Origin of the sequence: Frankia casuarinae, assembly GCF_000013345.1 — a bacterium.
Taxonomy (GTDB): domain Bacteria; phylum Actinomycetota; class Actinomycetes; order Frankiales; family Frankiaceae; genus Frankia; species Frankia casuarinae.
The window spans coordinates 4,248,482-4,270,847 of the sequence record NC_007777.1 but is presented as its reverse complement, the minus strand read 5'-3'; the positions used below and the strand labels follow the sequence as shown (position 1 = coordinate 4,270,847).

22 protein-coding genes are annotated in these 22,366 nt (G+C 71.1%); 20 read left to right on the top strand and 2 right to left on the bottom strand.

Annotated features, from left to right (window positions below):
* The first annotated feature begins 12 nt into the window (after positions 1-12).
* From FRANCCI3_RS18030 to FRANCCI3_RS18010, 5 genes are all read left to right on the top strand, one after another.
* Positions 13-864: a GNAT family N-acetyltransferase gene (locus FRANCCI3_RS18030; protein WP_011437948.1), complete on the top strand. Its 852-nt coding sequence runs from the start codon at positions 13-15 to the stop codon at positions 862-864.
* Between the two features lie 275 nt (positions 865-1,139).
* On the top strand, positions 1,140-2,213 hold the full coding sequence (locus FRANCCI3_RS18025) for an ABC transporter substrate-binding protein (protein ID WP_011437947.1): 1,074 nt from the start codon (positions 1,140-1,142) through the stop codon (positions 2,211-2,213).
* Between the two features lie 157 nt (positions 2,214-2,370).
* Positions 2,371-3,168 (top strand): ABC transporter ATP-binding protein, encoded by a 798-nt coding sequence (locus tag FRANCCI3_RS18020; protein WP_011437946.1) that lies wholly within the window; start codon positions 2,371-2,373, stop codon positions 3,166-3,168.
* Positions 3,158-4,195 carry an ABC transporter permease gene (locus FRANCCI3_RS18015; protein ID WP_011437945.1) on the top strand — a complete coding sequence of 346 codons (1,038 nt, stop codon included), beginning with the start codon at positions 3,158-3,160 and terminating at the stop codon, positions 4,193-4,195. Before FRANCCI3_RS18020 ends, FRANCCI3_RS18015 begins: the two co-directional genes overlap by 11 nt.
* 153 nt (positions 4,196-4,348) lie before the next feature.
* The gene (locus tag FRANCCI3_RS18010) at positions 4,349-4,804 is read left to right on the top strand and encodes an RrF2 family transcriptional regulator (RefSeq protein WP_011437944.1); all 456 of its coding nucleotides are present in this window, start codon (positions 4,349-4,351) and stop codon (positions 4,802-4,804) included.
* Between the two features lie 31 nt (positions 4,805-4,835).
* On the opposite strand, the gene FRANCCI3_RS18005 is transcribed toward FRANCCI3_RS18010, so the two are convergent.
* Both FRANCCI3_RS18005 and FRANCCI3_RS18000 read right to left on the bottom strand, forming a co-directional pair.
* On the bottom strand, positions 4,836-5,360 hold the full coding sequence (locus FRANCCI3_RS18005) for a DUF4439 domain-containing protein (RefSeq protein ID WP_011437943.1): 525 nt from the start codon (positions 5,358-5,360) through the stop codon (positions 4,836-4,838).
* Positions 5,357-6,070 (bottom strand): hypothetical protein, encoded by a 714-nt coding sequence (locus FRANCCI3_RS18000; protein ID WP_011437942.1) that lies wholly within the window; start codon positions 6,068-6,070, stop codon positions 5,357-5,359. The genes FRANCCI3_RS18005 and FRANCCI3_RS18000 overlap by 4 nt, the downstream gene beginning before the upstream one ends.
* A gap of 319 nt (positions 6,071-6,389) precedes the next feature.
* On the opposite strand from FRANCCI3_RS18000, the gene rimP reads away from it, so the two are divergent.
* The 15 genes from rimP to FRANCCI3_RS17930 all read left to right on the top strand — a co-directional run bounded on the left by rimP (position 6,390) and on the right by FRANCCI3_RS17930 (position 22,129).
* Positions 6,390-7,166, top strand: coding sequence for a ribosome maturation factor RimP (gene rimP / locus FRANCCI3_RS17995; protein ID WP_023840219.1), 777 nt, complete (start codon positions 6,390-6,392; stop codon positions 7,164-7,166).
* Positions 7,163-8,260, top strand: coding sequence for a transcription termination factor NusA (gene nusA, locus FRANCCI3_RS17990; RefSeq protein WP_011437940.1), 1,098 nt, complete (start codon positions 7,163-7,165; stop codon positions 8,258-8,260). Before rimP ends, nusA begins: the two co-directional genes overlap by 4 nt.
* A 7-nt stretch (positions 8,261-8,267) precedes the next feature.
* On the top strand, positions 8,268-8,537 hold the full coding sequence (locus FRANCCI3_RS24920; RefSeq protein ID WP_011437939.1) for a YlxR family protein: 270 nt from the start codon (positions 8,268-8,270) through the stop codon (positions 8,535-8,537).
* A gap of 282 nt (positions 8,538-8,819) precedes the next feature.
* Positions 8,820-12,008 carry a translation initiation factor IF-2 gene (gene infB, locus FRANCCI3_RS17985; RefSeq protein ID WP_011437938.1) on the top strand — a complete coding sequence of 1,063 codons (3,189 nt, stop codon included), beginning with the start codon at positions 8,820-8,822 and terminating at the stop codon, positions 12,006-12,008.
* A 78-nt stretch (positions 12,009-12,086) separates the two neighbouring features.
* A complete protein-coding gene (locus FRANCCI3_RS17980) occupies positions 12,087-12,485 on the top strand; it encodes a DUF503 domain-containing protein (protein WP_011437937.1) in 399 nt (132 codons plus the stop codon).
* Positions 12,478-12,984, top strand: coding sequence for a 30S ribosome-binding factor RbfA (gene rbfA, locus FRANCCI3_RS17975; protein WP_011437936.1), 507 nt, complete (start codon positions 12,478-12,480; stop codon positions 12,982-12,984). Before FRANCCI3_RS17980 ends, rbfA begins: the two co-directional genes overlap by 8 nt.
* 61 nt (positions 12,985-13,045) lie before the next feature.
* Positions 13,046-14,170 carry a DHH family phosphoesterase gene (locus tag FRANCCI3_RS17970; RefSeq protein ID WP_049760984.1) on the top strand — a complete coding sequence of 375 codons (1,125 nt, stop codon included), beginning with the start codon at positions 13,046-13,048 and terminating at the stop codon, positions 14,168-14,170.
* Positions 14,167-15,150, top strand: coding sequence for a tRNA pseudouridine(55) synthase TruB (gene truB / locus FRANCCI3_RS17965; protein WP_011437934.1), 984 nt, complete (start codon positions 14,167-14,169; stop codon positions 15,148-15,150). Before FRANCCI3_RS17970 ends, truB begins: the two co-directional genes overlap by 4 nt.
* A 66-nt stretch (positions 15,151-15,216) precedes the next feature.
* A complete protein-coding gene (locus FRANCCI3_RS17960; protein ID WP_011437933.1) occupies positions 15,217-16,146 on the top strand; it encodes a bifunctional riboflavin kinase/FAD synthetase in 930 nt (309 codons plus the stop codon).
* A gap of 184 nt (positions 16,147-16,330) precedes the next feature.
* A complete protein-coding gene (gene rpsO / locus FRANCCI3_RS17955) occupies positions 16,331-16,600 on the top strand; it encodes a 30S ribosomal protein S15 (protein WP_011437932.1) in 270 nt (89 codons plus the stop codon).
* Between the two features lie 285 nt (positions 16,601-16,885).
* Complete coding sequence (locus FRANCCI3_RS17950; protein WP_011437931.1) at positions 16,886-19,075, top strand: polyribonucleotide nucleotidyltransferase; 2,190 nt, start codon at positions 16,886-16,888, stop codon at positions 19,073-19,075.
* A gap of 9 nt (positions 19,076-19,084) precedes the next feature.
* Positions 19,085-20,488: a M16 family metallopeptidase gene (locus tag FRANCCI3_RS17945; RefSeq protein WP_011437930.1), complete on the top strand. Its 1,404-nt coding sequence runs from the start codon at positions 19,085-19,087 to the stop codon at positions 20,486-20,488.
* 119 nt (positions 20,489-20,607) lie between these two features.
* Complete coding sequence (gene dapB, locus FRANCCI3_RS17940; RefSeq protein WP_011437929.1) at positions 20,608-21,342, top strand: 4-hydroxy-tetrahydrodipicolinate reductase; 735 nt, start codon at positions 20,608-20,610, stop codon at positions 21,340-21,342.
* 65 nt (positions 21,343-21,407) lie between these two features.
* Complete coding sequence (locus tag FRANCCI3_RS17935; RefSeq protein ID WP_023840213.1) at positions 21,408-21,632, top strand: hypothetical protein; 225 nt, start codon at positions 21,408-21,410, stop codon at positions 21,630-21,632.
* Positions 21,629-22,129 carry a hypothetical protein gene (locus tag FRANCCI3_RS17930; RefSeq protein ID WP_011437928.1) on the top strand — a complete coding sequence of 167 codons (501 nt, stop codon included), beginning with the start codon at positions 21,629-21,631 and terminating at the stop codon, positions 22,127-22,129. The genes FRANCCI3_RS17935 and FRANCCI3_RS17930 overlap by 4 nt, the downstream gene beginning before the upstream one ends.
* The last annotated feature ends 237 nt before the right edge of the window (positions 22,130-22,366 follow it).

Here is a 22,366-nt window from a genome sequence, read left to right as displayed (position 1 = left end):
CGGTTCGACCGGATGGGCCTACCTCTGCGGTCCGCGCCGACCCGTCTGCTTGACGACAGGGATCTTCCGGCCGTCCGCGAGCTCTTGGCCCGCAACCCGGTCGCCGATGTGTTCGTCGCATCTCGGGTCGAGGCGGCGGGGCTCGACCCGTGGCGTCTCGGCGCCGAGATGTGGGGGCACACCGTGGACGGCCGCCTGGTCGCCCTGTGTTATTCCGGCGCCAACCTCTGGCCCGTGGCGGCGGGCCCCACCTCGGCGAGACTGTTCGCCGAGCGGGCCCGCCGGCAGGGACGGCGCTGCTCGTCCATCGTCGGCGTCTCCTCCTCGGTGACGGCGATGTGGAAGCATCTGGAGCCGACCTGGGGGCGGGCCCGAGAGGTACGGGCCGACCAGCCCCTGCTGGTGATCGACCGCCCGCCGCGGGTCGCCCCCGATCCGGCGGTGCGTCCGGTGCGCCCGGACGAGCTGGACGTCATCCTGCCGGCCTGCATCGCCATGTTTACCGAGGAGATCGGGGTGTCCCCGGTGCTCGCCGACGGCGGCGCCCTTTACCGCGCCCGCGTCGCCGAGTTTGTCGGTCAGCGGCGTTCCTTCGCCCACATCGCCGACGGCCGGGTGCTGTTCAAGGCCGAGATCGGCGCCGTCGCGGGCGACGTCTGCCAGATCCAGGGCGTCTGGGTCGACCCGGCGCTGCGTGGGCGCGGCCTCGGCGCCGCGGGAACCGCGAGCGTGGTCGCGCTGGCGCGGGCCGCCTTCGCCCCGCGGGTCAGCCTGTACGTCAACGACTTCAACCATGCCGCCCGCCGAGTCTACGACCGGGTGGGCTTTCAGCGGGTCGGGACCTTCGCGTCGATCCTGTTCTGAGGTCGATCCCGGTCTGAGGTCGATCCTGTTCTGAGGTCGATCCCGGTCTGAGAGCGTCCCGGACCCGCTCCTATGGTGTCCGGGGCCTCTGCGCTCCAGCGAAAAAAATGTCTGTTTTGTCGGATATGTGCTCCTGTCTGGTCAAAGATATTGCAGATCGATGTCATCGTGATGAAGCCACCTGGCCAGGATGGGCACCATCTGGCATGCTTACCATCCCGATGACTTCGATCGACTTGCATGGCGCGGGTGTCAGCCCGCGTGAGGGGGTATCTATGAGGCCGAGCAGACTGTGGCGTGCAGCGACGCCACTCATCGCCGCGGGGGCGCTTGTACTGGCGGTGGTGGGCTGCTCGAGTGACGACGGGGACTCCCAGACGGTCGCCTCGAACGGCCAGATCACCGGCACCCTACGGCTCGGGTACTTCCCGAACCTCACCCACGCGCCAGCTCTCTACGGCGCCGAGAAGGGGATCTTCGCCAAGGACCTCGGCTCTGGAGTCACGCTCAAGACATCGACCTTCAACTCCGGCGTGCAGGAGGCGGAGGCGATTCTGTCCGGCGCCATCGATGCCGGTTATATCGGTCCCAACCCGGCGGTCAACAGCTTCATCAAGTCGCACGGGGAGGCGGTGCGGATCGTCTCCGGCGCTACCTCGGGTGGTGCGTCGCTGGTGGTCAAGCCTGAGATCACCTCCGTCGCGCAGCTCAAGGGCACCACGCTCGCCACCCCGAGCCTGGGCAACACCCAGGACGTGGCGCTGCGGTACTTCCTCAAGAAGAACGGGCTGAAGACCGACACCCAGGGTGGGGGTGATGTCTCCATCAAGCCCCAGGACAACACCGTGACGGTGGACGCCTTCGCCAACAGGGCCATCGACGGGGCCTGGGTGCCCGAGCCGACGGCCTCCCGGCTCGTCGCAGCGGGGGGCAAGGTGCTCGTCGACGAGGCCGACGAGTGGCCGGAGACCAAGGGCCAGTTCGTCACGACGGTGCTTCTGGTGAGCACGGACTATCTGAAGAAGAACCCGGAGATCGTCCGCCGGCTCATCACGGCGAATGTGGAATCGATCAACGCGCTCAACGCCGACCGTGACGCCGGCGCGAAGGTCACCAACACGGCGCTGGGCAAGCTGAGCGGCAAGCCGCTGTCCGACAAGATCCTCACCTTGGCCTGGAAGGGGCTGACCTTCACTCCGGACCCGATCGCGGCGTCCCTGTTCACCTCGGCAAAGCACCAGGAGGAGCTCGGCCTCATCAAGAACCCGAAGCTCGACGGTCTGTTCGATCTGACGGTCCTCAACGAGATCCTCGCCAAGCAGGGCAAACCGACGGTCGCCGACTCCTGACCCGCGGCACCCGGCGGTAGCCGGGCCGGCTGAACCTCGGTCCGAGACCACAGGGCGACGACCAGGCCGGGGTGTCGATCATCGATGCCCCGGCCTGGTCCGTCCGTCCATCCGTCCATGCACACCGGCCGCATACACCGCGACGGGGGAATGAACCATGACCGCTGTACTCGCCGACACCGCTGTACTCGCCGACACCGCTGTACCCGCCGACACCGCGCTGCGCATCCACCGCGTCAGTCGGGTCTTCGGATCCGGGCCCGCCAGCGTCAAGGCGCTCGACGACGTCTCCCTGGACGTCCGGGCGGGCGAGTTCGTCTGTCTCCTCGGCGCGTCCGGCTGTGGGAAATCGACCCTGCTCGGCTTGGTCGCCGGTCTCGACCAGCCGTCTGTGGGCGTCGTCGACACCACCGGCCGGCGGGTTGGGATGATGTTCCAGGACTCGGCGTTGCTGCCCTGGCTGACCGCGGGCGGCAACGTCGAGGTGCCGCTGCGGCTGCGGGGGATCGGCAAGGCCGAGCGGCGGGACCGGGTCGAGAGTCTGCTCGCGATGGTCCGGCTCGCCGGTATGTCCGCGAAGCGCCCCCATGAGCTGTCCGGCGGCATGCGCCAGCGGGTGAGCCTGGCCCGGGCCTTCGCGCAGGAGGCCGACATCCTGTGCATGGATGAGCCGTTCGGTGCGCTCGACGCGATGACCCGCGATCTGCTCCACGACGAACTTGAACGGATCTGGCGGGAGACGGGGGTCACCGTCATCTTCGTCACCCACGATGTGCGTGAGGCGGTCCGGCTCGGTGACCGCATCGTGCTGCTGTCCTCCCGGCCTGGCCGGGTCGCGGAGATCTTCGACGTCGACCTCGACCGCCCCCGCCGGATCGACTCCACCCACGTCTCGGAGCTCGCCACCAAGGTGACCGCGCGGCTACGCGAGGAGGTCGGCCGCCATGGCCACTGACGTCAGCGTCTCCAGCGATAAGAGTGTCCTGCTCGGCGAGGCGGGTAAGTCCTTCGACGTCGACACGGCCCTCGCCGGCCTCGACGCGCTGGACATCCCGACCGCGCAACGGCGGCCGTTCGCGGTCCGCGTCTGGGCGGCCAGCTGGCCGAAGCTCGGCGCTCTGCTCCTGTTCCTGCTGCTCTGGCAGATCGTCGTCTGGAGTGGCTGGAAGCCCAGCTATGTGTTGCCCGGCCCGGGCGAGGCACTGGGCGAGTTCGTCGACCAGCTGGGCAGCGGACACTTCTGGGACGCCCTCGCCCGCACCCTGGTCCGGGCCCTGGAGGGATACGCTCTCGCCGTGCTCATCGGCACCGTGGTCGGGATCGCGGTGTCCCGCTTCGGAGTCCTGCGTACCGCGGTGGGATCGTTCATCACCGCGGTGCAGACGATGCCCTCGATCGTCTGGTTCCCGCTCGCCGTCCTGCTGTTCAAGCTCAGCGAGTCCGCAATCATGTTCGTGGTGGTGCTCGGGGCGGCGCCCTCGGTGGCCAACGGCGTCATCTACGGCGTGGACTACGTGCCGCCTCTGCTGGTCCAGGTCGGCCGCAGCATGGGCGCGCGTAGCCTGTCCCTCTACCGGTACGTCGTGGTACCGGCGGCCCTGCCCTCGGTGCTCGCGGGCCTGAAGCAGGGCTGGGCGTTCGCTTGGCGCAGCCTGATGGCCGGCGAATTGCTGGTCATCGTTCCGGGGCATCCGTCCGTCGGAGCTGACCTGCAGAATGCCCGCGAACTACTCGACACGGTCGGGGTACTGGCCTCGATGATCACGATTTTCGTGATCGGGGTGCTCATCGACGCCGGGTTCAACGCGGCGGACCAGCGGATGCGGCAGCGCCGTGGGCTGGTTGCGGAGGGTACGACGGCGGTCCGGGCAGCTCGGCGTCGCCGGAGCGGCAGCGCCGACGGGTCCGCCGCGGCCGCCACCACGGCCACCTCCTCCGCCGGAGGCGGCACGGACGCCCCCCGTCCCGAGAGGGCTGGCTGAGGAAGTCCCGATTCCCCGGCCGGCAGGTTCGTTGGCCGGCAGGTTCGTTGGCCGAGCCGGCGGCGGGAACAGCGCCCGTCGGCGCGGGGCCGTGCCTCGCCCGGTGCCGACCCGGCCCACCCATTCGGCGAGGACCGGCGGCAAAATGGATGCATGCAGATCTCCGCTCGCGCCGACTACGCATTGCGCGCACTCCTGACGTTGGCCGCGAGCAACGGTCGGCTCGTCAAGGGCGAGGCGCTTGCCGCGGCGCAGGATCTGCCGCTGCGCTTCCTCGAGAACATCCTCACCGATCTACGCCGGGCGGGGCTGGTCCAGAGCCGCCGGGGCGCGGACGGGGGATACCAGCTGAGCCTTCCCCCCGAGCGGATCACCATCGCCACGGTGATCCGGGCGACCGACGGTCCGCTCGCCAGCGTGCGGGGCCGGCGTCCTGAGGACACGAATTACGACGGCGCGGCCAAGCACCTGCAGGATGTGTGGATCGCGGTTCGAGTGAACCTGCGGCGGGTGCTGGAGGCCGTGACCCTCGCCGACGTGGCGAGTGGTCAGCTTCCGGACATCGTGACCACCCTCGGCTGCGATCCCGACGCGTGGGTCACCCGCTGACGGGAGCGGCCCGGCCTCCCTGGACGCCAGGTCATGTCCCCGGTAGCGCGCGGCTCGCGGCTGCCAGCGGCATGCCGGCCGCGATGCGGGCCCGCTGCGCGCGTACGGCGGTGCCGGTCAGCGCGTCCAGAGCCAGCGCACGGACGTCCCCGACGAGCACAGCGACAGCGTCGTGGGCCGCCATGGCGCAGGCGTCCTCGATCCTGGCCAGGAGGGCCAGTGCCGCCCCGATGCCCTCCGGCGCGACGGGGAGCCGATAGGCGGGCAGTGCCGGTGGCGCATCCCCGCCGCGGGCCCGGATCGCGGTGATGAGGTCGTCGCGCAGCGCCTGGTGCGCCAGACAGCTCAGTCGCGCGAGCTCGCGCGCCTGAGCCGCGGCCGGGCCGAGCGGCGCGACGGCACCTCCCGCCGCCGCGGTGGCGTAGACCGCGGCATGCGTGGCCGTGAGCATCGTGACCAGTGCCGCGACGCCCGCGGGATCCGGGTGCTCGGTTGCGGCGGTCGATTCCGTGGGGGTCGCCGACGCCGGATCGCCCGATGGTGTGTCGGCGGTCATCCGGACACCCGGCTCGCAGCGAGGGCCAGCAGCTCCGCATGCGCGGTCCCGGCGGCGCACATGCTCGCCAGCAGGGACGCGAGCGGACCGCCCGCGCGCAGGCAGTCGGTGCGGGCGGCGTTCGTCGCCGCACCCTCCATCCCGGTCAGGGAGGCGAGGGTGGCGGCGCGGGCCGTGGGTGACTCGTTGACGAGCTGCGCCGTTCCCGCCGTCCCGGCGCCGTCACGCCCGATCGCCTGGGTCGGGGTGGCTGCCTGGGTCGGGGTGGCTGCCTGGGTCGGGGTGGCTGCCTGGGTCGGGGTGGTCGCCTGGGTCGGGGTGGCTGCCTGGGTCGGGGTGGTCGCCTGGGTCGGGGTGGCCGGTGCGGAGCCCGGGAACTGTTCGGCCAAGGTCCGGAGCTGGACCTCGTGATGGGCCCGCAGCGTGTCGAACAGGGGACGCAGGGACGGGTGGCGCTCGGCCGCCGTCCGGTACGCCGCGGCCAGCGCGGCCGCCCGGACGGCGGCGGCCCTCGCCGCCCGGCGGTCGTCGCCGTCCGGACCCACCGCGGGACCGGTCCGATTCGTCGTGACCGTGGTGCTGCAGCCGGCGGCCTCGAATCCGGCAAATCCGGCGAATCCGGTAAGGGCAAGGCTGGTCAGCCCGGTGAGGAGCCGTCGTCGGGAGGCGTGGGTGAGGTTCGCCGGATCCACCGTCGCAGCTTTGCACATCCCCTGCTGTCGTCCGGAGCGCCGTGTGGTCCGCGCGGCCTGATCCGGTTACCCCCGGGTCGCGACGGACCCCGGTCGGGGCGGACGTAGGCTATGGATCTCACCCGGGATGCCGTCGCCCCGGGGCGGCCCAGCCCGGCGGGACCGTCGGCGGTCGGTCCTCGCTGTTCGACGGTGCCGCGGGTCGGGTCGACGAGGGTCGCACGGCTTGATGGCGCCGGCCGAACCTGGGTATCGCCCCCGGGGGATGACAACGTAGCGGCCGGCCTACGGCGTGGGGAGCGACGTCGTGGGTTCGGCGGATGATCAGGCATCGCGGATGCGGGAAGGGACGGTCGAAGTGGTAGGGGCGGGGGAGGCCGGCCGCGCGCGTGACCGGAGCCCATCCGGATCGGCCCGCGGGCGCGGCGGCGTTCGGACGGCGCTGCGGGCTCGGCTGGCGGCTGGCCTCGCCGACGCGGGCTTCGATCTCGAGGATGTGACGGTCACACGGGCCGGATCGCGCAGCGTGGTGCGGGTGGTGGTGGACCGCGACGGAGGAGTCGACCTGGACGCGGTCGCGGACGCCAGCCGGCTCGCCTCCGAGCTGCTTGACGCCGCCGAGACCGACGGCCAGGGCCTGGTCGCCGGGCCTTATGTTCTCGAGGTCACCTCACCGGGCGTCGAACGGCCGCTGACCGAGCCTCGGCACTGGCGCCGCGCGATCGGCAGGCTTGTCACGGTACGTGATCGAGACGGCATCGTCCTCGCCGGGCGTGTCCTGTCCGCCGACGAATCGGGGGCGGATCTGGCGGTGGCGACGGATCCCGCGCGGCCCGGACGCCCCCCGCGTCGGCGGCTCGCGCGGGTGACCTTCGCACAGGTGGCCCGGGCTACCGTCGAGGTCGAGTTCTCGGCCGAGGCGTATGATGATCTTTCTATCGAGTCGGTGGAGACGCCGTCTTTGTCCGCCGTGTTGGTGGAACCCGGCGAGACAGCCGATCTCGGGTACGGAGAGCCGGACGACGATCTTCCGGCGGCGCCGGGGAGGGAATCCAATGACGACGGCCGGGAGGCCGGCCCCCGGGGCGCGGCCGGTAAGGAGATGACCCGGTGAAGCTCGACGTGGCCGCGCTGCGCGGAATCGAGCGGGAGAAGGACATTGCCTTTGACACCTTGGTGCAGGCGATGGAGACGGCCCTGCTGACGGCTTATCACCACACGGCCGGGTCCGCGCAGGACGCCCGGGTGGTGATCGACCGGACGACCGGAGATGTCTCCGTCCTTGCCCGGGAACAGGGCCCGGACGGCACCAGCCGGGAGTACGACGACACCCCGGCGGACTTCGGGCGGATCGCGACCATGACCGCCAAACAGGTGATCATGCAGCGGCTGCGCGAGGCCCAGCAGGAGGTCACCTACGGCCAGTACGCCGACCGGGAGCACGAGATCGTTTCCGGTGTGGTGCAACATCACGAACAGCGGGCCGGCTCCAGGGTCGTGCTCGTCAATCTCGGCACCGTCGAGGGTGTCCTGCCGCCGGCCGAGCAGGTCCCCGGCGAGCGGCTTGAGCACGGCGACCGAATCAAGTGTTATGTGGTGCACGTCGCGCGGGGGCCGCACGGACCCACGGTGACGTTGTCCCGCACCCATCCCGAGCTGGTGAAGGGGCTGTTCCGGCTGGAGGTGCCCGAGGTCGCCGACGGCACCGTGGAACTCGCCGCGATCGCCCGCGAGGCCGGGCATCGCAGCAAGATAGCGGTGCGGTCCCGGGTGGCCGGGGTCAACCCCAAGGGCGCGTGCATCGGGCCGATGGGCAGCCGGGTGCGTGCCGTCATGGCCGAACTGCGGGGCGAGAAGATCGATATCGTTGACTGGTCGGCCGACCCGGCAACCTTCGTCGGGAGCGCGCTGTCTCCGGCCCGGGTGGCCCGGGTCGAGGTGACGGATCCGGCGAGCCGCTCGGCGCGGGTGGTGGTGCCCGATTACCAGCTGTCGTTGGCCATCGGGCGTGAGGGGCAGAACGCCCGCCTCGCCGCCCGGCTGACGGGGTGGCGCATCGACATCCACTCTGACACCGAGGACTCCGGCGAGGGCGGTGGGAGCGGATCCGAACGGGACTCCGCTGGAGCGCCTCGACGATCGGGACCAGCTACGGTGCCGCGGCGATCACCTGCCGCGGGTGGCCATTCTCGGGGCCAGGCGGGATAGACTTACGATGGCGCGTCGTGCGGAGCCCGTCCGTACCTGTGTCGGATGCCGAAGCCGTGCGTCGAGTTCTGACCTACTGCGTATCGTCGTAGAAGGCGGCGAGCTTCTGCCGGATGCTCGTCGTCGGATGCGTGGTCGGGGTGCGCACGTGCATCCTGATCTTGCGTGCCTCGATCTCGCGGAGCGTCGCAAGGCGTTCTCACGAGCACTGCGGGTGTCAGGCCCGCTCGGGTCGAAGCAGGTCAGGCTGTATCTGGAGCGGTTTCGCCCGCGGTAGCCGGTCCCTCCGGGAGCGGTCCGCCGTAGTCGCGCCAGGCACAGGGAGATACCAGGTAAAGATGGATGGATGGAACGGGCGGACCGCGGCAGCGGGCCGGCCGGGTCAGACGGAGTGGGTACCCGCGCCAGCGGCATCCGCTCCCACAGGCGGCGCCAACAGACGTCGACAGGGAAGCAGGTCGAGACAGCGATGACCGCTCAATGAGCACCCAGCCATGATCACGACCGGCAGGTAACGAGGTCACGCGGGCACGGACCGCGGGCCGAACGAAGGAGCACCGTGGCAGGAAAGGCCCGCGTACACGAGCTCGCCAAGGAGCTTGGTGTCGACAGTAAGACCGTGCTCGCCAAGCTCAAGGATCTCGGCGAGTTCGTGAAGTCCGCTTCGTCCACTGTCGAGGCACCCGTCGTCCGCAAATTGAAGGAAGCGTTCCCCGCCGACGGCGCACCCACTTCCCCGGGCCGGGCCACCAGCCGTCCGGGACCGCCGGGTGGCGGCGCTCGTCCGACCCCGCCGTCCCGTCCTGGTCTGGCGCCTCGGCCCGGTCCGCGCCCGGTTCCCGGGCGGCCTGGTCCCCTCGGCCGGCCCGGTCCGGCGACCCCGGCGCCGTCCCCCTCGCCCGCGTCCCCGCCGCTACCGGCCTCCCCGGTGCAGGCTTCGCCGGTGCAGGCCTCCCCGGTGCAGGCTTCGCCGACGTCTGCACCCGCCGCTCCCCGTCCGGCCGCGGCCTCCGCCGTGCCCGCGCCGCCGATGCCGTCCGTGCCGTCCGCTCCCTCCGGGCCGCGACCCGGGCCGAACGCTCCGCGTCCCGGTGCCCCGCAGGGCGGTGGCCGTCCGCGTCCCGGCACCCCGGTTCCTCCCTCGGGTCCCACCGCTGGCGGTCCGACCGCTGGCGGTCCGACCGCTGGCGGTCCGACCGCAGGCGGCCCCCGGCCCGGGCCGCGTCCCGGACCCCGGTCGGCTGCGCCCGGTAACAACCCCTACACGACGCCGTCCGCTGGGCCGCGTCCGTCCGCTGGGCCGCGTCCGTCGGCCGGGCAGTCGGGTCCGCCATCGACGCCCACTCCCCGGCCCAGCGCCCCGCGGTCGGGTACCCCCCGGCCAGGTACCCCCCGGCCGGGTGGACCGCGCCCCGGTGGCACCGGTGCCGGTGGTCCACGGCCCACTCCCGGCGGGATGCCACCACGTCCCGGCGGTCCACGGTCAGGAGCGGGGGGCGGCATGCCGCCCCGCCCAGGTGGCACCGGGGGGCCGCGCCCCAACGCGAACATGTTCCAGCCTCGGCCCGCCGGTGGCCCTCCCGGACGCCCGGGCGGTGGTGGCGCGCCCGGTCGTCCCGGCGGTGGTGGCGCGCCCGGTCGTCCCGGCGGTGGCGGCGGTCCGCGTCCCGGCGGATTCGCCGGGCGGGGTGGTGCGCCCGGTCGTCCCGGTGGTGGTGGCGGCGGTGGTGGTGCGCCCGGTCGTCCCGGTGGTGGTGGCGGCGGTGGCGGTGCGCCCGGTCGTCCCGCGGCCGGCGGCCGTGGCCGCGGTGGGACCACGGCGGGCGCCTTCGGCCCCGGTGGCCGTGGTCGCCCCGGTCGCCAGCGCAAGTCCAAGCGCGCGAAGCGGCAGGAATGGGAGAGCGGGCTCGAAGCGCCGCGCATGGGCGCGATGGTGCCCCGCGGCAACGGGCAGGCCATCCGGCTTCCCCGTGGCGCCTCGCTGGCCGATTTCGCCGACAAGATCGACGCGAACCCGGGCGCTCTGGTCCAGGTCGTGTTCACCCAGCTCGGCGAGATGGTGACCGCGACCCAGTCCTGCACCGACGAGACGCTGCAGCTGTTGGGTGTCACGCTCGGCTACGAGGTCCAGATCGTCAGCCCGGAGGACGAGGACAAGGAGCTTCTCGAGAGCTTCGACCTCTCCTTCGGCGGGGAGTACGGCGACGACGTCGAGCTCAGCTCCCGGCCGCCGGTCGTGACCGTCATGGGTCACGTCGATCATGGTAAGACGAAACTGCTGGACGCCATCCGCTCCACCGACGTGGTCGGGGGCGAGGCCGGTGGTATCACCCAGCACATCGGTGCCTACCAGGTGCGGGCCAAGGTCGACGGCGACGAGCGTCCGATCACCTTCATCGACACTCCGGGCCACGAGACCTTCACGGCCATGCGGGCCCGCGGTGCGCAGGTGACGGACATCGTGGTCCTGGTCGTGGCCGCCGACGACGGGGTGAAGCCGCAGACCATCGAGGCGCTGAACCACGCCCAGGCGGCCGGCGTCCCGGTCGTGGTGGCGGTCAACAAGGTCGACAAGGAGGGCGCCGACCCGGCCAAGGTGCGGGGTCAGCTCACCGAGTACGGCCTGGTGGCGGAGGAGTACGGCGGCGACACGATGTTCGTTGACGTCTCCGCCCGCAACCGGACGAACATCGACGGCCTGCTCGAGGCGATCGTCCTGACCGCCGACGCATCCCTGGACCTGCGGGCTCCGACCGAGGTCGAGGCGCAGGGTGTCGCCATCGAAGGTCGGCTCGACCGGGGCCGGGGTCCGGTGGCGACCGTGCTGGTCCAGCGCGGCACGCTGAGGGTCGGTGACTCGGTCGTCGCCGGCGAGGCGTTCGGTCGGGTTCGGGCGATGCTCGACGAACACGGTGGTCAGGTGGTCGAGGCGGGCCCGGCCCGACCCGTCCAGGTCCTGGGGTTCACCAGCGTTCCCGACGCGGGTGACAACTTCCTGGTGGTGCCCGAGGACCGGGTGGCCCGTCAGATCGCCGAACGGCGTCAGGCCCGCGAGCGTAACGCGGAGCTGGCGCTGAGCCGGGGCCGTCCGACGCTGGAGACGATCCTCGAGCGGATGAAGGAGGGCGAGAAGACCCAGCTCAACCTCATCCTCAAGGGCGATGTGTCCGGTTCGGTCGAGGCGCTCGAGGACGCCTTGCTCAAGATCGATGTCGGTGACGAGGTCGGTCTGCGGATCATCGACCGTGGGGTCGGCGCGATCACTGAGACCAACGTGATGCTGGCGTCGGCGTCCGACGCGATCATCATCGGCTTCAACGTCCGGCCGCAGGGCAAGGCGACGGAGCTGGCCGACCGTGAGGGCGTCGAGGTCCGGTACTACTCGGTGATCTACCAGGCTATCGAGGACATCGAGAACGCCCTGAAGGGCATGCTCAAGCCCGTCTACGAGGAAGCGCAGCTCGGTACCGCCGAGGTCCGCGAGGTCTTCCGCGTGCCGCGGATCGGCAACGTGGCCGGCTCTCTGGTCCGTTCCGGCGTCATCCGGCGGAACACCAAGGCCAGGCTCATCCGCGACGGCGTCGTCGTGGCCGACAACCTCACGGTCGAGTCGCTCAAGCGTTTCAAGGACGACGCGACGGAGGTCCGCGAGGGCTACGAGTGCGGTATCGGTCTCGGGTCGTTCAACGACATCAAGATCGATGACGTGATCGAGACGTTCGAGCAACGGGAGGTTCCCCGCGCCTGAGCACGTCCGCGGCCGGTGACGATCGAGCTGTCTGCCCGATCGTCACCGGCGGTGTGTGCCCGGCGGCGGGAGACGACCATGTGGATCGGAACCCTCAGCCTTGATCTGCTGCTCGGTGACGTGCACTCGTTGAAGGAGAAACGGTCGGTGGTGCGGCCGATCGTGGCGGAGCTGCGTCGCCGTTTCGCCCTCAGCGTGGCCGAGACCGGCCATCATGATCTGCACCGGCGAGCCGAGATCGGGATGGCGGTCGTCGCCGCGGACCGGGCGCACTGCGTCGAGGTCCTCTGTTCCTGCGAGCATCTGGTGGCCCAGCGACCGGACGTCGAGGTCCTCGCCGCGCGGGCGCGCTACTTTTCGGCGGACGACGCGGACGACGAACCGCATGCACCCGGTGAACCGCACGCACCCGGTGCATCTGCCGCGGTGAGCGTGCCGCCGGCGGGACCGGCGAACGAGGAGGTGGACGGTGGCTGATCCGGCCCGGGCACGGCGGCTGGCCGTGCGTATCCGCGAGGTTGTGGCGTCCACGCTGGAGCGTGGCGTCAAGGATCCTCGACTCGGCATGGTGACCGTCACGGATGTGCGGCTGACGCCGGATCTGGTCGACGCGACGGTCTTCTACACCGTCTACGGCGATGAGACGGCGCGGCAGGCGTCGGCCCAGGCGCTCGAATCCGCCCGGGGGCTGCTGCGCAGCCAGGTCGGCCGGGCCACGGGGGTGAAGGTGACCCCGACGCTCACCTTCGTTCATGACCGACTTCCCGACGACGCCCAGCATCTGGAGAAGTTGATCAGCGTTGCCCGGGAACGCGACGCGTATCTGGCCGAGGTCCGTCGGGATGCTCGCCCGGCGGGCGACGACGATCCCTACCGCCGGCCGCGCCCCGCCGCCGGCGAGGTGGATGAGCTGAGCGAGGTGGATGAGCTGAGCGAGGTGGACGAGTACGGCGGGACGGCCCGGCAGGAGGGATGACGGGGTACGGGCCCGGGACACCGCGGTGACAGGCACGAGACAGCTGCGATGGGAACTGACGATGAGCGATGCGACCGATCTCGCGGGCCCGCCGGCGGCGTCGGTCAACCGCTCCCGCCCGGACGGTGCCGGTCCGACCGGTGATTTCCAGGCCGCGGTGACCGCACTGACCGGCGCGATCGACGCCGGTGACGACATCCTGCTGATCGCCCACGTGAACCCCGACGGGGACAGTCTCGGATCGGCGTTGGCGCTGGGGCTCGCGCTGCGGTCGCTGGGCGGAAGGCCGCGGGTGTCCTTCGACGCGGATCCCTTCGTCGTTCCCCGGGTGCTTCGTTTCCTCGCCGGTCAGGATCTGTTGGTGGCCCCCGAGGCCGTCACCGGCCGGCCGGGTCTCGTGGTGACCCTGGACGCCGGCAGCCGGTCCCGGCTGGGCAGGCTCGCCAGCACCACGGCCGGTTGCCGGGTCCTGGTCGTCGACCACCATGCCTCCAACACCCGGTTCGGCGATCTCAATCTGGTCGACCCCGAGGCGGCCTCGACCAGCGCCATGGTCATCGACCTCGTCGATGCCCTGGGCGTGCGGCTCGACCGGGACATCGCGACAGCGATCTACACCGGTCTGGTAACCGACACGGGATCGTTCCGTTTCGCCGCGACGACACCGGCGGTGCACCAGCTGGCCGCCCGGCTGGTGGCCACGGGCATCCGTCCCGACCTGATCAGCCGTGCCCTGTGGGACACCCACCGCTTCGGCTATCTCAAGCTACTCGGGGAGGTTCTCGGCCGCGTCCGGCTGGAGCCCGAGTACGACCTCGTCTGGTCCTGGTGCAGCCAGGCCGATCTGCGCGCCGCGGGACTGGAGTACGACGAGATCGAGGGGCTCATCGACACGGTGCGCACCGTGTCGGAGGCAGAGGTCGCCCTTGTCTGCAAGCAGGATGGTGACGTCTGGAAGGTCTCGGTCCGTTCCAAGGGGGACGTTGACGTCGGCGCGGTCTGTACGGCTCTCGGTGGTGGCGGCCATCGCTTCGCCGCCGGATTCTCCTGCGGGACGACGCTCGACGAGTTGATGGACGTGCTTCGGGACGCGCTGGCGCGGGCTCCGCGCCTGGGGGGCCCGGGGACTCCGGAGAATCCGCGCGGCCCGGGTGGCCCGAGGAACGCGGTCCGGAGCCCGCGGTGAGCACCCGGGGGGGATCCACCCGGGGATCCGCGCGGCCGGGGGGAGCCGCATCCCGCCGGGGATCCGGTCCCGGTCCCAGTCCCGGGCCACAGGTCGACGGGCTCGTCGTCGTGGACAAGCCGGCCGGCTGGACGTCGCACGATGTCGTCGCCAGGGCGCGGCGCATTCTCGGGCAGCGTCGGATCGGCCACGCGGGCACCCTCGATCCGATGGCGACGGGCGTGCTGGTGCTGGGAGCCGGCCGGGGAACCCGCCTGCTCGGACATCTCGCCCTCACCGACAAGGTGTACGACGCCACGATCCGGCTCGGCCGGACTACCACGACCGACGACGCCGAGGGCGCGCCGGTCGAGGACCGTCCGGTGGACGTCGACGCCGACCGGCTCACGCGGGCCATGGCCGCCCTTACCGGGGTGCTCGACCAGGTTCCTGCCAGCGTGAGCGCGGTCAAGGTGGGCGGGGTACGCGCGTACGCCAGGGTCCGGGCCGGCGAGGTGGTCGATCTCGCCCCACGCCGGGTGACGGTCCACCGCTTCGACCTGCTGGCGCGGCGGGCCGCGGGCGACGGGGCGGTGGACCCGGCCGGAACCGATTTGGAGGTCACGGTCGGTTGCTCCAGTGGAACATACGTGCGGGCGCTCGCCCGTGATCTCGGGGCGGCGTTGGACTGCGGGGCGCATCTGACCGCCCTGCGGCGCACCGCCGTTGGTCCCTTCGACCTGGCGGGCGCAGTGACTCTCGACACGTTCGCCGAGCTGGGGCCGCGGGCGGTCACATCGCTGACCGACGCGGTCGCGGCCGGCTTCCTGCGCCGCGACGTGACGGCGGAGGCGGCAGCGGACGTGTCCCATGGCCGACGGTTGCCCCCGGTGGGACGGCCGGGTACGTACGGCGTCTTCGGTCCCGACGGGACCGTGCTGGCCCTGGTCGAGGAGACCGAGCATGCGGTCCGGTCGCTCGTCGTCTTCGCCCCGGTCTAGTCCGGCGGCCCCGGCCGGGGTTCGGTGGCCCGACAGCGCCCCACGAGAATGTCCTAGGCTTCGCACGTGCAAACGTGGCGAGGGGCGGAGAACACGCCTGTCCAGTGGCGGGGCGGGGTCGTCACGATTGGCTTCTTCGACGGGGTGCACCTCGGGCACCGGCAGATCATCGGCCGGGCGGTCCGGCTGGCGCGGGAACGCGGTGAGCGTTCGCTGGTGTTGACCTTCGACCCGCATCCCGGTGAGGTGCTGCGACCCGGCAGCCATCCCGCCCTGCTCACGACGCTGCGTTTCAAGGCCGAGCTGTTGGCCGGGACCGGGGTGGACGCGCTCTGCGTCGAGCCGTTCACGCTGGAGTTCAGTCGGGTCTCCCCGGCTGACTTCGTGCACGGGATACTGGTCGAGCGGCTGCGGGCGAGCGTGGTCGTGGTGGGGGAGAACTTCACCTACGGTCACCGGGCCGCCGGGACGCTCGCGACGCTGTCGGAGGCGGGCGCCCGGGAGGGATTCGAGGTTGACGGGGTCCGTCTCGTCCGCTCCGGCGAGCAGGTGCTCTCCTCGACGGCGATCCGTGCCCGGGTGGCCGAGGGCGACGTGGCGGCTGCGGCGGCCGCGCTGGACCGGCCGCATCGGGTCGAGGGTGTCGTCGTGCACGGCGACGCGCGTGGCCGCACCATCGGCTATCCTACGGCGAACATCCAGGTGACGCCGTGGGCCGCCGTTCCGGCGGACGGCGTGTACGCGGGCTTCGCCTGCTGGTCCGGCCGCCGCCAGCCCGCCGCCATCTCGATCGGTACGAATCCGACGTTCGAGGGACGCGACCGGCGCGTCGAAGCGTTTCTCCTGGACTTCGACGAGGATCTCTACGGCGAGTACATGGCCTACGAGTTCACCCATCGGCTGCGTCCGACCCTGCGCTTCGACTCGGTGGCCGAGCTCGTCACCCAGATGGCCGCGGATGTGGAGGCCACCCGCGCGGCAACCCTGCTCGTCTGAACTCGGCTGAACTCGGCTGAACTCCGCCGGTGGCCGAGCGGCTCTCCTCGGGTTGATAGGCTTCCCGGTCAGGCGGGTGCGGTGTGTCCGGACCGGACGGCGATGATGCCGAGGTCCGGTGATCGATCCGGGTGGGGAAGACCCCGGACGCGCGCCGTCCCGAAACAGAAGGAGAAGGTGGAGCGTGCCGCTCGCGAGCGACGTCAAGCAGAAGATCATGTCCGATTACGCCACCGTCGAGCGGGACACGGGCTCGCCCGAGGTGCAGGTCGCGATGCTGACCCGTCGGATCAGTGACCTGACCGAGCATCTCAAGGTGCATAAGCACGATCACCACAGCCGCCGCGGTCTGCTGCTGCTCGTCGGCCGTCGCCGACGGCTGCTGAACTACCTGGCGAAGACGGATATCAACCGATACCGCGCTCTGATCGAGCGACTCGGGCTACGGCGGTAGCGCGAAGAGGGGGAGCGGCCCGGGTGGGACGCTCCCTCTGACGCATCGGGGGTAGGTACCGAATGCGTCGAGCCGTCGGCGGAGTCGTCCGCTCGGCGGTGTGGAGGACCTGGCCGGGTCCGTGGTGGTGCGAGCCGCCGGTCCTCGGTCGTGGTCGCCGGGATGGGTACGGGCACCGGACCCGGGGACTTCGACTGAGCACCGGCATCCTCGTTGGCGTGGACCCGGCCGTAGAAGAGGCTCGGCCGCGTGGATCCGGCCGAGGAAGAGGATGGAGTGGTTCGAGTGGACGACTCGACACATGCGGCCGAAGCGGTCATCGCGACCCCGGCCGGAGACCGGACGGTTCGGTTCGAGACCGGACGTCTCGCCAAGCAGGCCGCCGGCTCCGCCGTCGCCTACCTGGGCGACACGATGGTGCTCTCGGCGACGACGGTCAGCAAGCAGCCCAAGGAACAGCTCGACTTCTTCCCGCTGACGGTGGATGTCGAGGAGCGGATGTACGCGGCCGGGCGCATCCCCGGTTCGTTCTTCCGGCGGGAGGGCCGCCCCAGCGAGGACGCGATCCTCACCTGCCGGCTCATCGACCGGCCGCTGCGGCCGTCGTTCGCCAAGGGGCTGCGCAACGAGATCCAGGTCGTGGCCACCGTGCTCGCCCTGGATCCCGACACCCTTTACGACGTGGTCGCCATCAACGCGGCCAGCGCGTCGACGACGCTGTCCGGCCTGCCCTTCACCGGGCCGATCGGTGCGACCCGGGTCGGGTTCGTCGACGGCGAGTGGATCGCCTTCCCGACCCATGCGGAGCTCGCTCGGGCGACCTTCGACATGGTCGTGGCCGGTCGGGTGATCGAGGACGGCTCGGACGTCGCGATCATGATGGTGGAGGCCGAGGCGACCCCGGGCACGGTCGAGCTGCTCGCGCACGGCGCGCCGGCTCCCACCGAGGAGGTCGTGGCCGCGGGCCTCGAGGCGGCGAAGCCCGCCATCCGTGAGCTCTGCCGGGCCCAGAGCGAGCTGGCCGCGCTCGCCGCGAAGCCTGCCCGGGAGTTCCCCGTCTTCATCGACTATCACGACGACGTGCTGGACGCGCTGTCCGCGGCAATCGGCGACGAGCTGTCCGCCGCGCTGCGCATCCCCGGCAAGGCTGAGCGCGAGAACGAGCTCGACCGGGTCCGCCAGCTCGCGGCCGAGAAGGTGGCCTCCCAGTTCGAGGGGCGAGAGAAAGAGATCGGCGCCGCCTACCGGGCGCTGACCAAGAAGCTCGTCCGCTCCCGCATCGTGACCGAGAGCGTGCGCATCGACGGTCGCTCGACAACCGAGATCCGCGCGCTGTCGGCCGAGGTCGACTACATCCCGCGGGTACACGGCTCGGCGCTGTTCGAGCGGGGCGAGACGCAGATCCTCGGCGTCACGACCTTGGCCATGCTGCGCATGGAGCAGACGGTCGACACGCTCAACCCCGACCGCACCAAGCGGTACATGCACAACTACAACTTCCCGCCGTACTCCACCGGCGAGACCGGCCGCGTCGGTTCGCCGAAGCGCCGAGAGATCGGCCACGGGGCACTCGCCGAGCGGGCCCTGCTCCCGGTGCTGCCCAGCCGCGAGGAGTTCCCCTACGCGATCCGGCAGGTATCCGAGGCGCTGGGTTCGAACGGGTCAACGAGCATGGGCTCGGTGTGCGCGAGCACCCTGTCGCTGCTCAACGCCGGGGTACCGCTCAAGGCGCCGGTCGCCGGGATCGCGATGGGCCTCATCCACGCCGACGACTCCTACGTCACCCTGACCGACATCCTCGGGGCCGAGGACGCCTACGGGGACATGGACTTCAAGGTCGCCGGCACCCGGGACTTCGTCACCGCGCTCCAGCTCGACACCAAGCTCGACGGCATCCCGGCCTCGGTCCTCGCCGCGGCGCTCCAGCAGGCGCGCGGGGCGCGGCTCGCGATCCTCGACGTGATGGCCGAGGCCATCGGCAGCCCGGACGAGATGTCCGCTCACGCCCCGCGGGTCATCTCCGTCAAGATCCCGGTGGACAAGATCGGGGAGGTCATCGGACCCAAGGGTAAGATGATCAACCAGATCCAGGCGGACAGCGGTGCCGAGATCACCGTCGAGGACGACGGGACGATCTACATCGGCGCGGTGGACGGTCCGTCGGCGGAGTCCGCCCGGTCGGCGATCAACGCGATCGCCAACCCGCAGATGCCCGAGGTCGGCGAGCGTTATCTGGGGACGATTGTGAAGATCACCAATTTTGGGGCCTTCGTCTCGCTCACCCCGGGCCGGGACGGCCTGCTCCACGTCAGCAAGCTCAAGACACTCTCCGGCGGTAAGCGGGTAGAGAAGGTGGAGGACGTCCTGACGGTGGGCCAGAAGCTCCAGGTCGAGATCACCGAGATCGACAGCCGCGGGAAGATCAGCCTGTCCCCGAGCGCCGAAGCCGCCGACGCGGCGGCCGCCGCCTCCTGACGGCCCGTCGTGTCCGACACTCCCACGCCCGACCTGACCTGCTCAGCGGGGACCGCCGGCGCGCCGCGGAACAAGCCGGTTCCCGGCGCCCGGGCCGCGCACCTGCTCGCTGCTGGCGGAGTCAGTGGCGAATCGTTGCTGGACGGCACGGCGCGCCGCACCGTGCTCCCCGGCGGTCTGCGGGTCATCACCGAGCGGGTCCCCGGGGTGCGCTCGGTCGCGATCGGCGTCTGGGTCGCGGTGGGCTCGCGCGACGAGACGCCGGTGACCGCCGGATGCTCCCACTACCTGGAGCACCTGCTGTTCAAGGGCACGCCCAGCCGGGACGCGTTGACTATCAGCGCGTCGGTCGAGGCGGTCGGCGGGGACATCAACGCCTTCACCGGCAAGGAGTACACCTGCTACTACGTGCGGGTGCTCGACTCCGATCTCGCGATGGCCGTCAACGTCATCGCCGACATGGTCACCAACTCGCTGGTGACAGCCGACGACGTCGAGGCCGAGCGTGGCGTGATCCTGGAGGAGATCGCCATGTACGAGGACGACCCGGGTGACCTCGTCCATGACGTATTCGCGGCGGCGATGCTCGGGTCGTCGGTACTCGGCCGCCCGGTGCTCGGGACGACCGAGTCGATCGAGGGGCTGGGCCGGGAGACCATCGCGGACTACTACCGCTCCCGGTACGTCCCGCCGGCGATGGTGGTCTCCATCGCCGGCAACCTGGCGCACGACCGGGCGCTGGCGCTGGTCGCCGAGGCGTTCGCCGACCGTCTGACGGTGAGCGCCGAGCCGTTCGAGGTGCGTGGCGGATCGTACGACTACCCGCCGCCGCCCGGCATCGTCGTGACCGACCGGCCGACCGAGCAGGCGCATCTCGTGCTCGGCACCAGGGGACTGTCCCGGCACGATCCGCGCCGTTACACGCTCGGCGTGCTGTCGACGGCGCTGGGCGGTGGGATGAGCTCGCGGCTGTTCCAGGAGATCCGGGAGAAGCGGGGGCTGGCGTACTCGGTGGGCTCGTTCGCCTCCCACTTCGCCGACGCGGGCCTGTTCGGCGTCTATGCCGGATGCGCCCCCAAGCGTGCCGACGTGGTCCTCGAGCTCGCCCGTGAGCAGGTACGCCAGATCGCCGAGCACGGGATCAGTGCCGAGGAACTCGACCGGGCCCGTGGGCAGAACCGCGGCTCGATGATCCTCGGCTTGGAGGACACCGGATCCCGGATGAGCCGCCTCGGCAAGAGCGAGCTCGTCCACGGTGAGGTCCTGTCGGTCGACGAGATCATCGCCCGGGTGGACGCGGTCACCCTCGACGATGTCACCGCGATCGCGCGGGAGCTGCTGGACCAGTCCTGGGCCCTGGGCGTCATCGGACCCTTCGACGACCACGACTTCAGCGCCGCCGTCGCCCGTTAGCGACTCTCGTCCCGAGAGGTTCACCGATGTCCGACTCCGAGTCCCGCCCGGTAACCGGCGCTGTCCCGGTAACCGGCGCTGTCCCGGTAACCGGCGCTGTCCCGGTAACCGGGACAGCGGTGGGGGTGCTCGGTGCACGGGGACGGATGGGGTCGACGGTGTGTGCCGCCGTCGAGGCCGCCGCCGACCTGGCGCTGGTCGCGGCCCTCGGCACCGGCGATGACCGTGGTGCGCTCGCCGCGGCCGACGTCGTCGTCGACTTCACCACCCCCGACGCGGTGATGGACAACCTCCGCTGGTGCGTCCAGGCCGGCAAGCACGTCGTCGTCGGCACCACCGGCTTCGACGAGCCGCGGCTCGCGACCCTGCGTGGCTGGCTGGCCGCGGCACCGGGGGTCGGGGTGCTCGTCGCGCCGAACTTCGGGGTAGCCGCCGTGCTGATGATGACGTTCGCCGCCCGGGCCGCCCGGTTCTTCGACTCGGTGGAGATCATCGAGTTGCACCATCCCGGCAAGGCCGACGCGCCGAGCGGCACCGCCCGGCGTACCGCGCAGCTGGTCGCCGCGGCGCGTACCACCGCCGGGTTGCCGGTGGCCGGCCCGGACGCGACAACCGCCGCCCTCGACGGTGCCCGCGGCGCCCGGGTCGACGGCGTGCCGGTGCATGCCGTCCGCCTCGCCGGGCTCGTCGCGCATCAGGAGGTCCTGCTCGGGGGCGCCGGGGAGACCCTCACCCTGCGACACGATTCCTACGACCGCACCTCGTTCATGCCGGGGGTGCTGCTAAGCGTGCGGAAGGTCGGCGAGCGACCGGGACTCACGGTCGGTCTGGAGTCGCTGCTCGACCTGGACTAGCGCCGCGGGCATCTTGGGGCAGGTGTCTGCTGCCACCACGGGCCGCGAAAGATAGGTTTCCGGATGTGGTCGGACACGTTGACCGTCGTTTCCCGGCGGGTACCCGTAGCGTCTTTGGTATCGATCTTGGTACGACGTTCAGCTGCCTGGCCCGGGCGCGCCCCGACGACGTGTGCTCCCTGGTCAAGCGGCGGATGCCGGTCGTGGCGACCTTGGCGGCACCCGGGGCGCGGATCCGGCTGGATCCGGACGGCCCGGTGGCGTCGGCATCCGGTGGGGCGTCCAGGTGAGGGCCCGGTGGCTGGTGGCCGTGCTCGTCGCGGCGTGTGGCTTCTACCTCGGGCTGATCGGGTGGCGGGGAATCCAGTTGCTCGGCGACGATCGCTGGGCGGCCCGTGGACTCGGTCTCGGTGTCGTGCTGCTTCCGATGATCGGCGCCGTCGTCATCCTGCGTGAGCTGCGTTTCGGCCGCGACACCGAGCGGCTTGCCCGGATGTTCGACGTAGCCGCGGATGCGACGGCTGACGTCGAGTCCGGCACCGCCCGCGGCTTCGACCCCGGCGCCCGTGCCGACGAGCCGGTTCTCGTGCGCCGGCCGTCGGGCCGGATCGACCGCGCCTCGGCCGACGCCGCGTTCGCCCAGCGTCGGGCGGAGGTCGAGGCGGCGCCGGGTGAATGGCGTCGCTGGTACCGGCTCGCGGTCTCCTATGGAGATGCCGGGGACACCCGCCGGGGACGCGCCGCGATGCGTCACGCGATCGTCCTTGAGCGGCACTCCCGCGGGTGACCGTGCTCCGTCCCCTGGCGGTGAATTGCTCATCCAATGCAGGCGGCTCCGGGACGGCCATTGACATCTCCCGTAGGGAGTCGGGCGCCATCGGTGACGGGTGGTTATATCGTATCGACGTGGCTAGGAGGGAGACTGGGCCGGGCCGCGTACTTAACGCGTCGATGACCTGTGTACGATGCCGCAGAGGGTCGGCGTTGTCGGCCATCAGACTACTGGGGGGTAGTGCGGTGTTCG

Excerpts from the sequence above, each read along its gene's own strand:
- FRANCCI3_RS18030 (WP_011437948.1), top strand. The coding sequence starts at position 13 with ATGGGCCTACCTCTGCGGTCCGCGCCGACCCGTCTGCTTGACGACAGG.
- FRANCCI3_RS18020 (WP_011437946.1), top strand. The coding sequence starts at position 2,371 with ATGACCGCTGTACTCGCCGACACCGCTGTACTCGCCGACACCGCTGTA.
- FRANCCI3_RS18025 (WP_011437947.1), top strand. The coding sequence starts at position 1,140 with ATGAGGCCGAGCAGACTGTGGCGTGCAGCGACGCCACTCATCGCCGCG.
- FRANCCI3_RS24920 (WP_011437939.1), top strand. The coding sequence starts at position 8,268 with ATGGCGCGTCGTGCGGAGCCCGTCCGTACCTGTGTCGGATGCCGAAGC.
- FRANCCI3_RS18010 (WP_011437944.1), top strand. The coding sequence starts at position 4,349 with ATGCAGATCTCCGCTCGCGCCGACTACGCATTGCGCGCACTCCTGACG.
- FRANCCI3_RS18005 (WP_011437943.1), bottom strand. The coding sequence starts at position 5,360 with ATGACCGCCGACACACCATCGGGCGATCCGGCGTCGGCGACCCCCACG.
- FRANCCI3_RS18015 (WP_011437945.1), top strand. The coding sequence starts at position 3,158 with ATGGCCACTGACGTCAGCGTCTCCAGCGATAAGAGTGTCCTGCTCGGC.
- rimP (WP_023840219.1), top strand. The coding sequence starts at position 6,390 with ATGCGGGAAGGGACGGTCGAAGTGGTAGGGGCGGGGGAGGCCGGCCGC.
- FRANCCI3_RS17980 (WP_011437937.1), top strand. The coding sequence starts at position 12,087 with ATGTGGATCGGAACCCTCAGCCTTGATCTGCTGCTCGGTGACGTGCAC.
- FRANCCI3_RS18000 (WP_011437942.1), bottom strand. The coding sequence starts at position 6,070 with ATGTGCAAAGCTGCGACGGTGGATCCGGCGAACCTCACCCACGCCTCC.
- FRANCCI3_RS17970 (WP_049760984.1), top strand. The coding sequence starts at position 13,046 with ATGAGCGATGCGACCGATCTCGCGGGCCCGCCGGCGGCGTCGGTCAAC.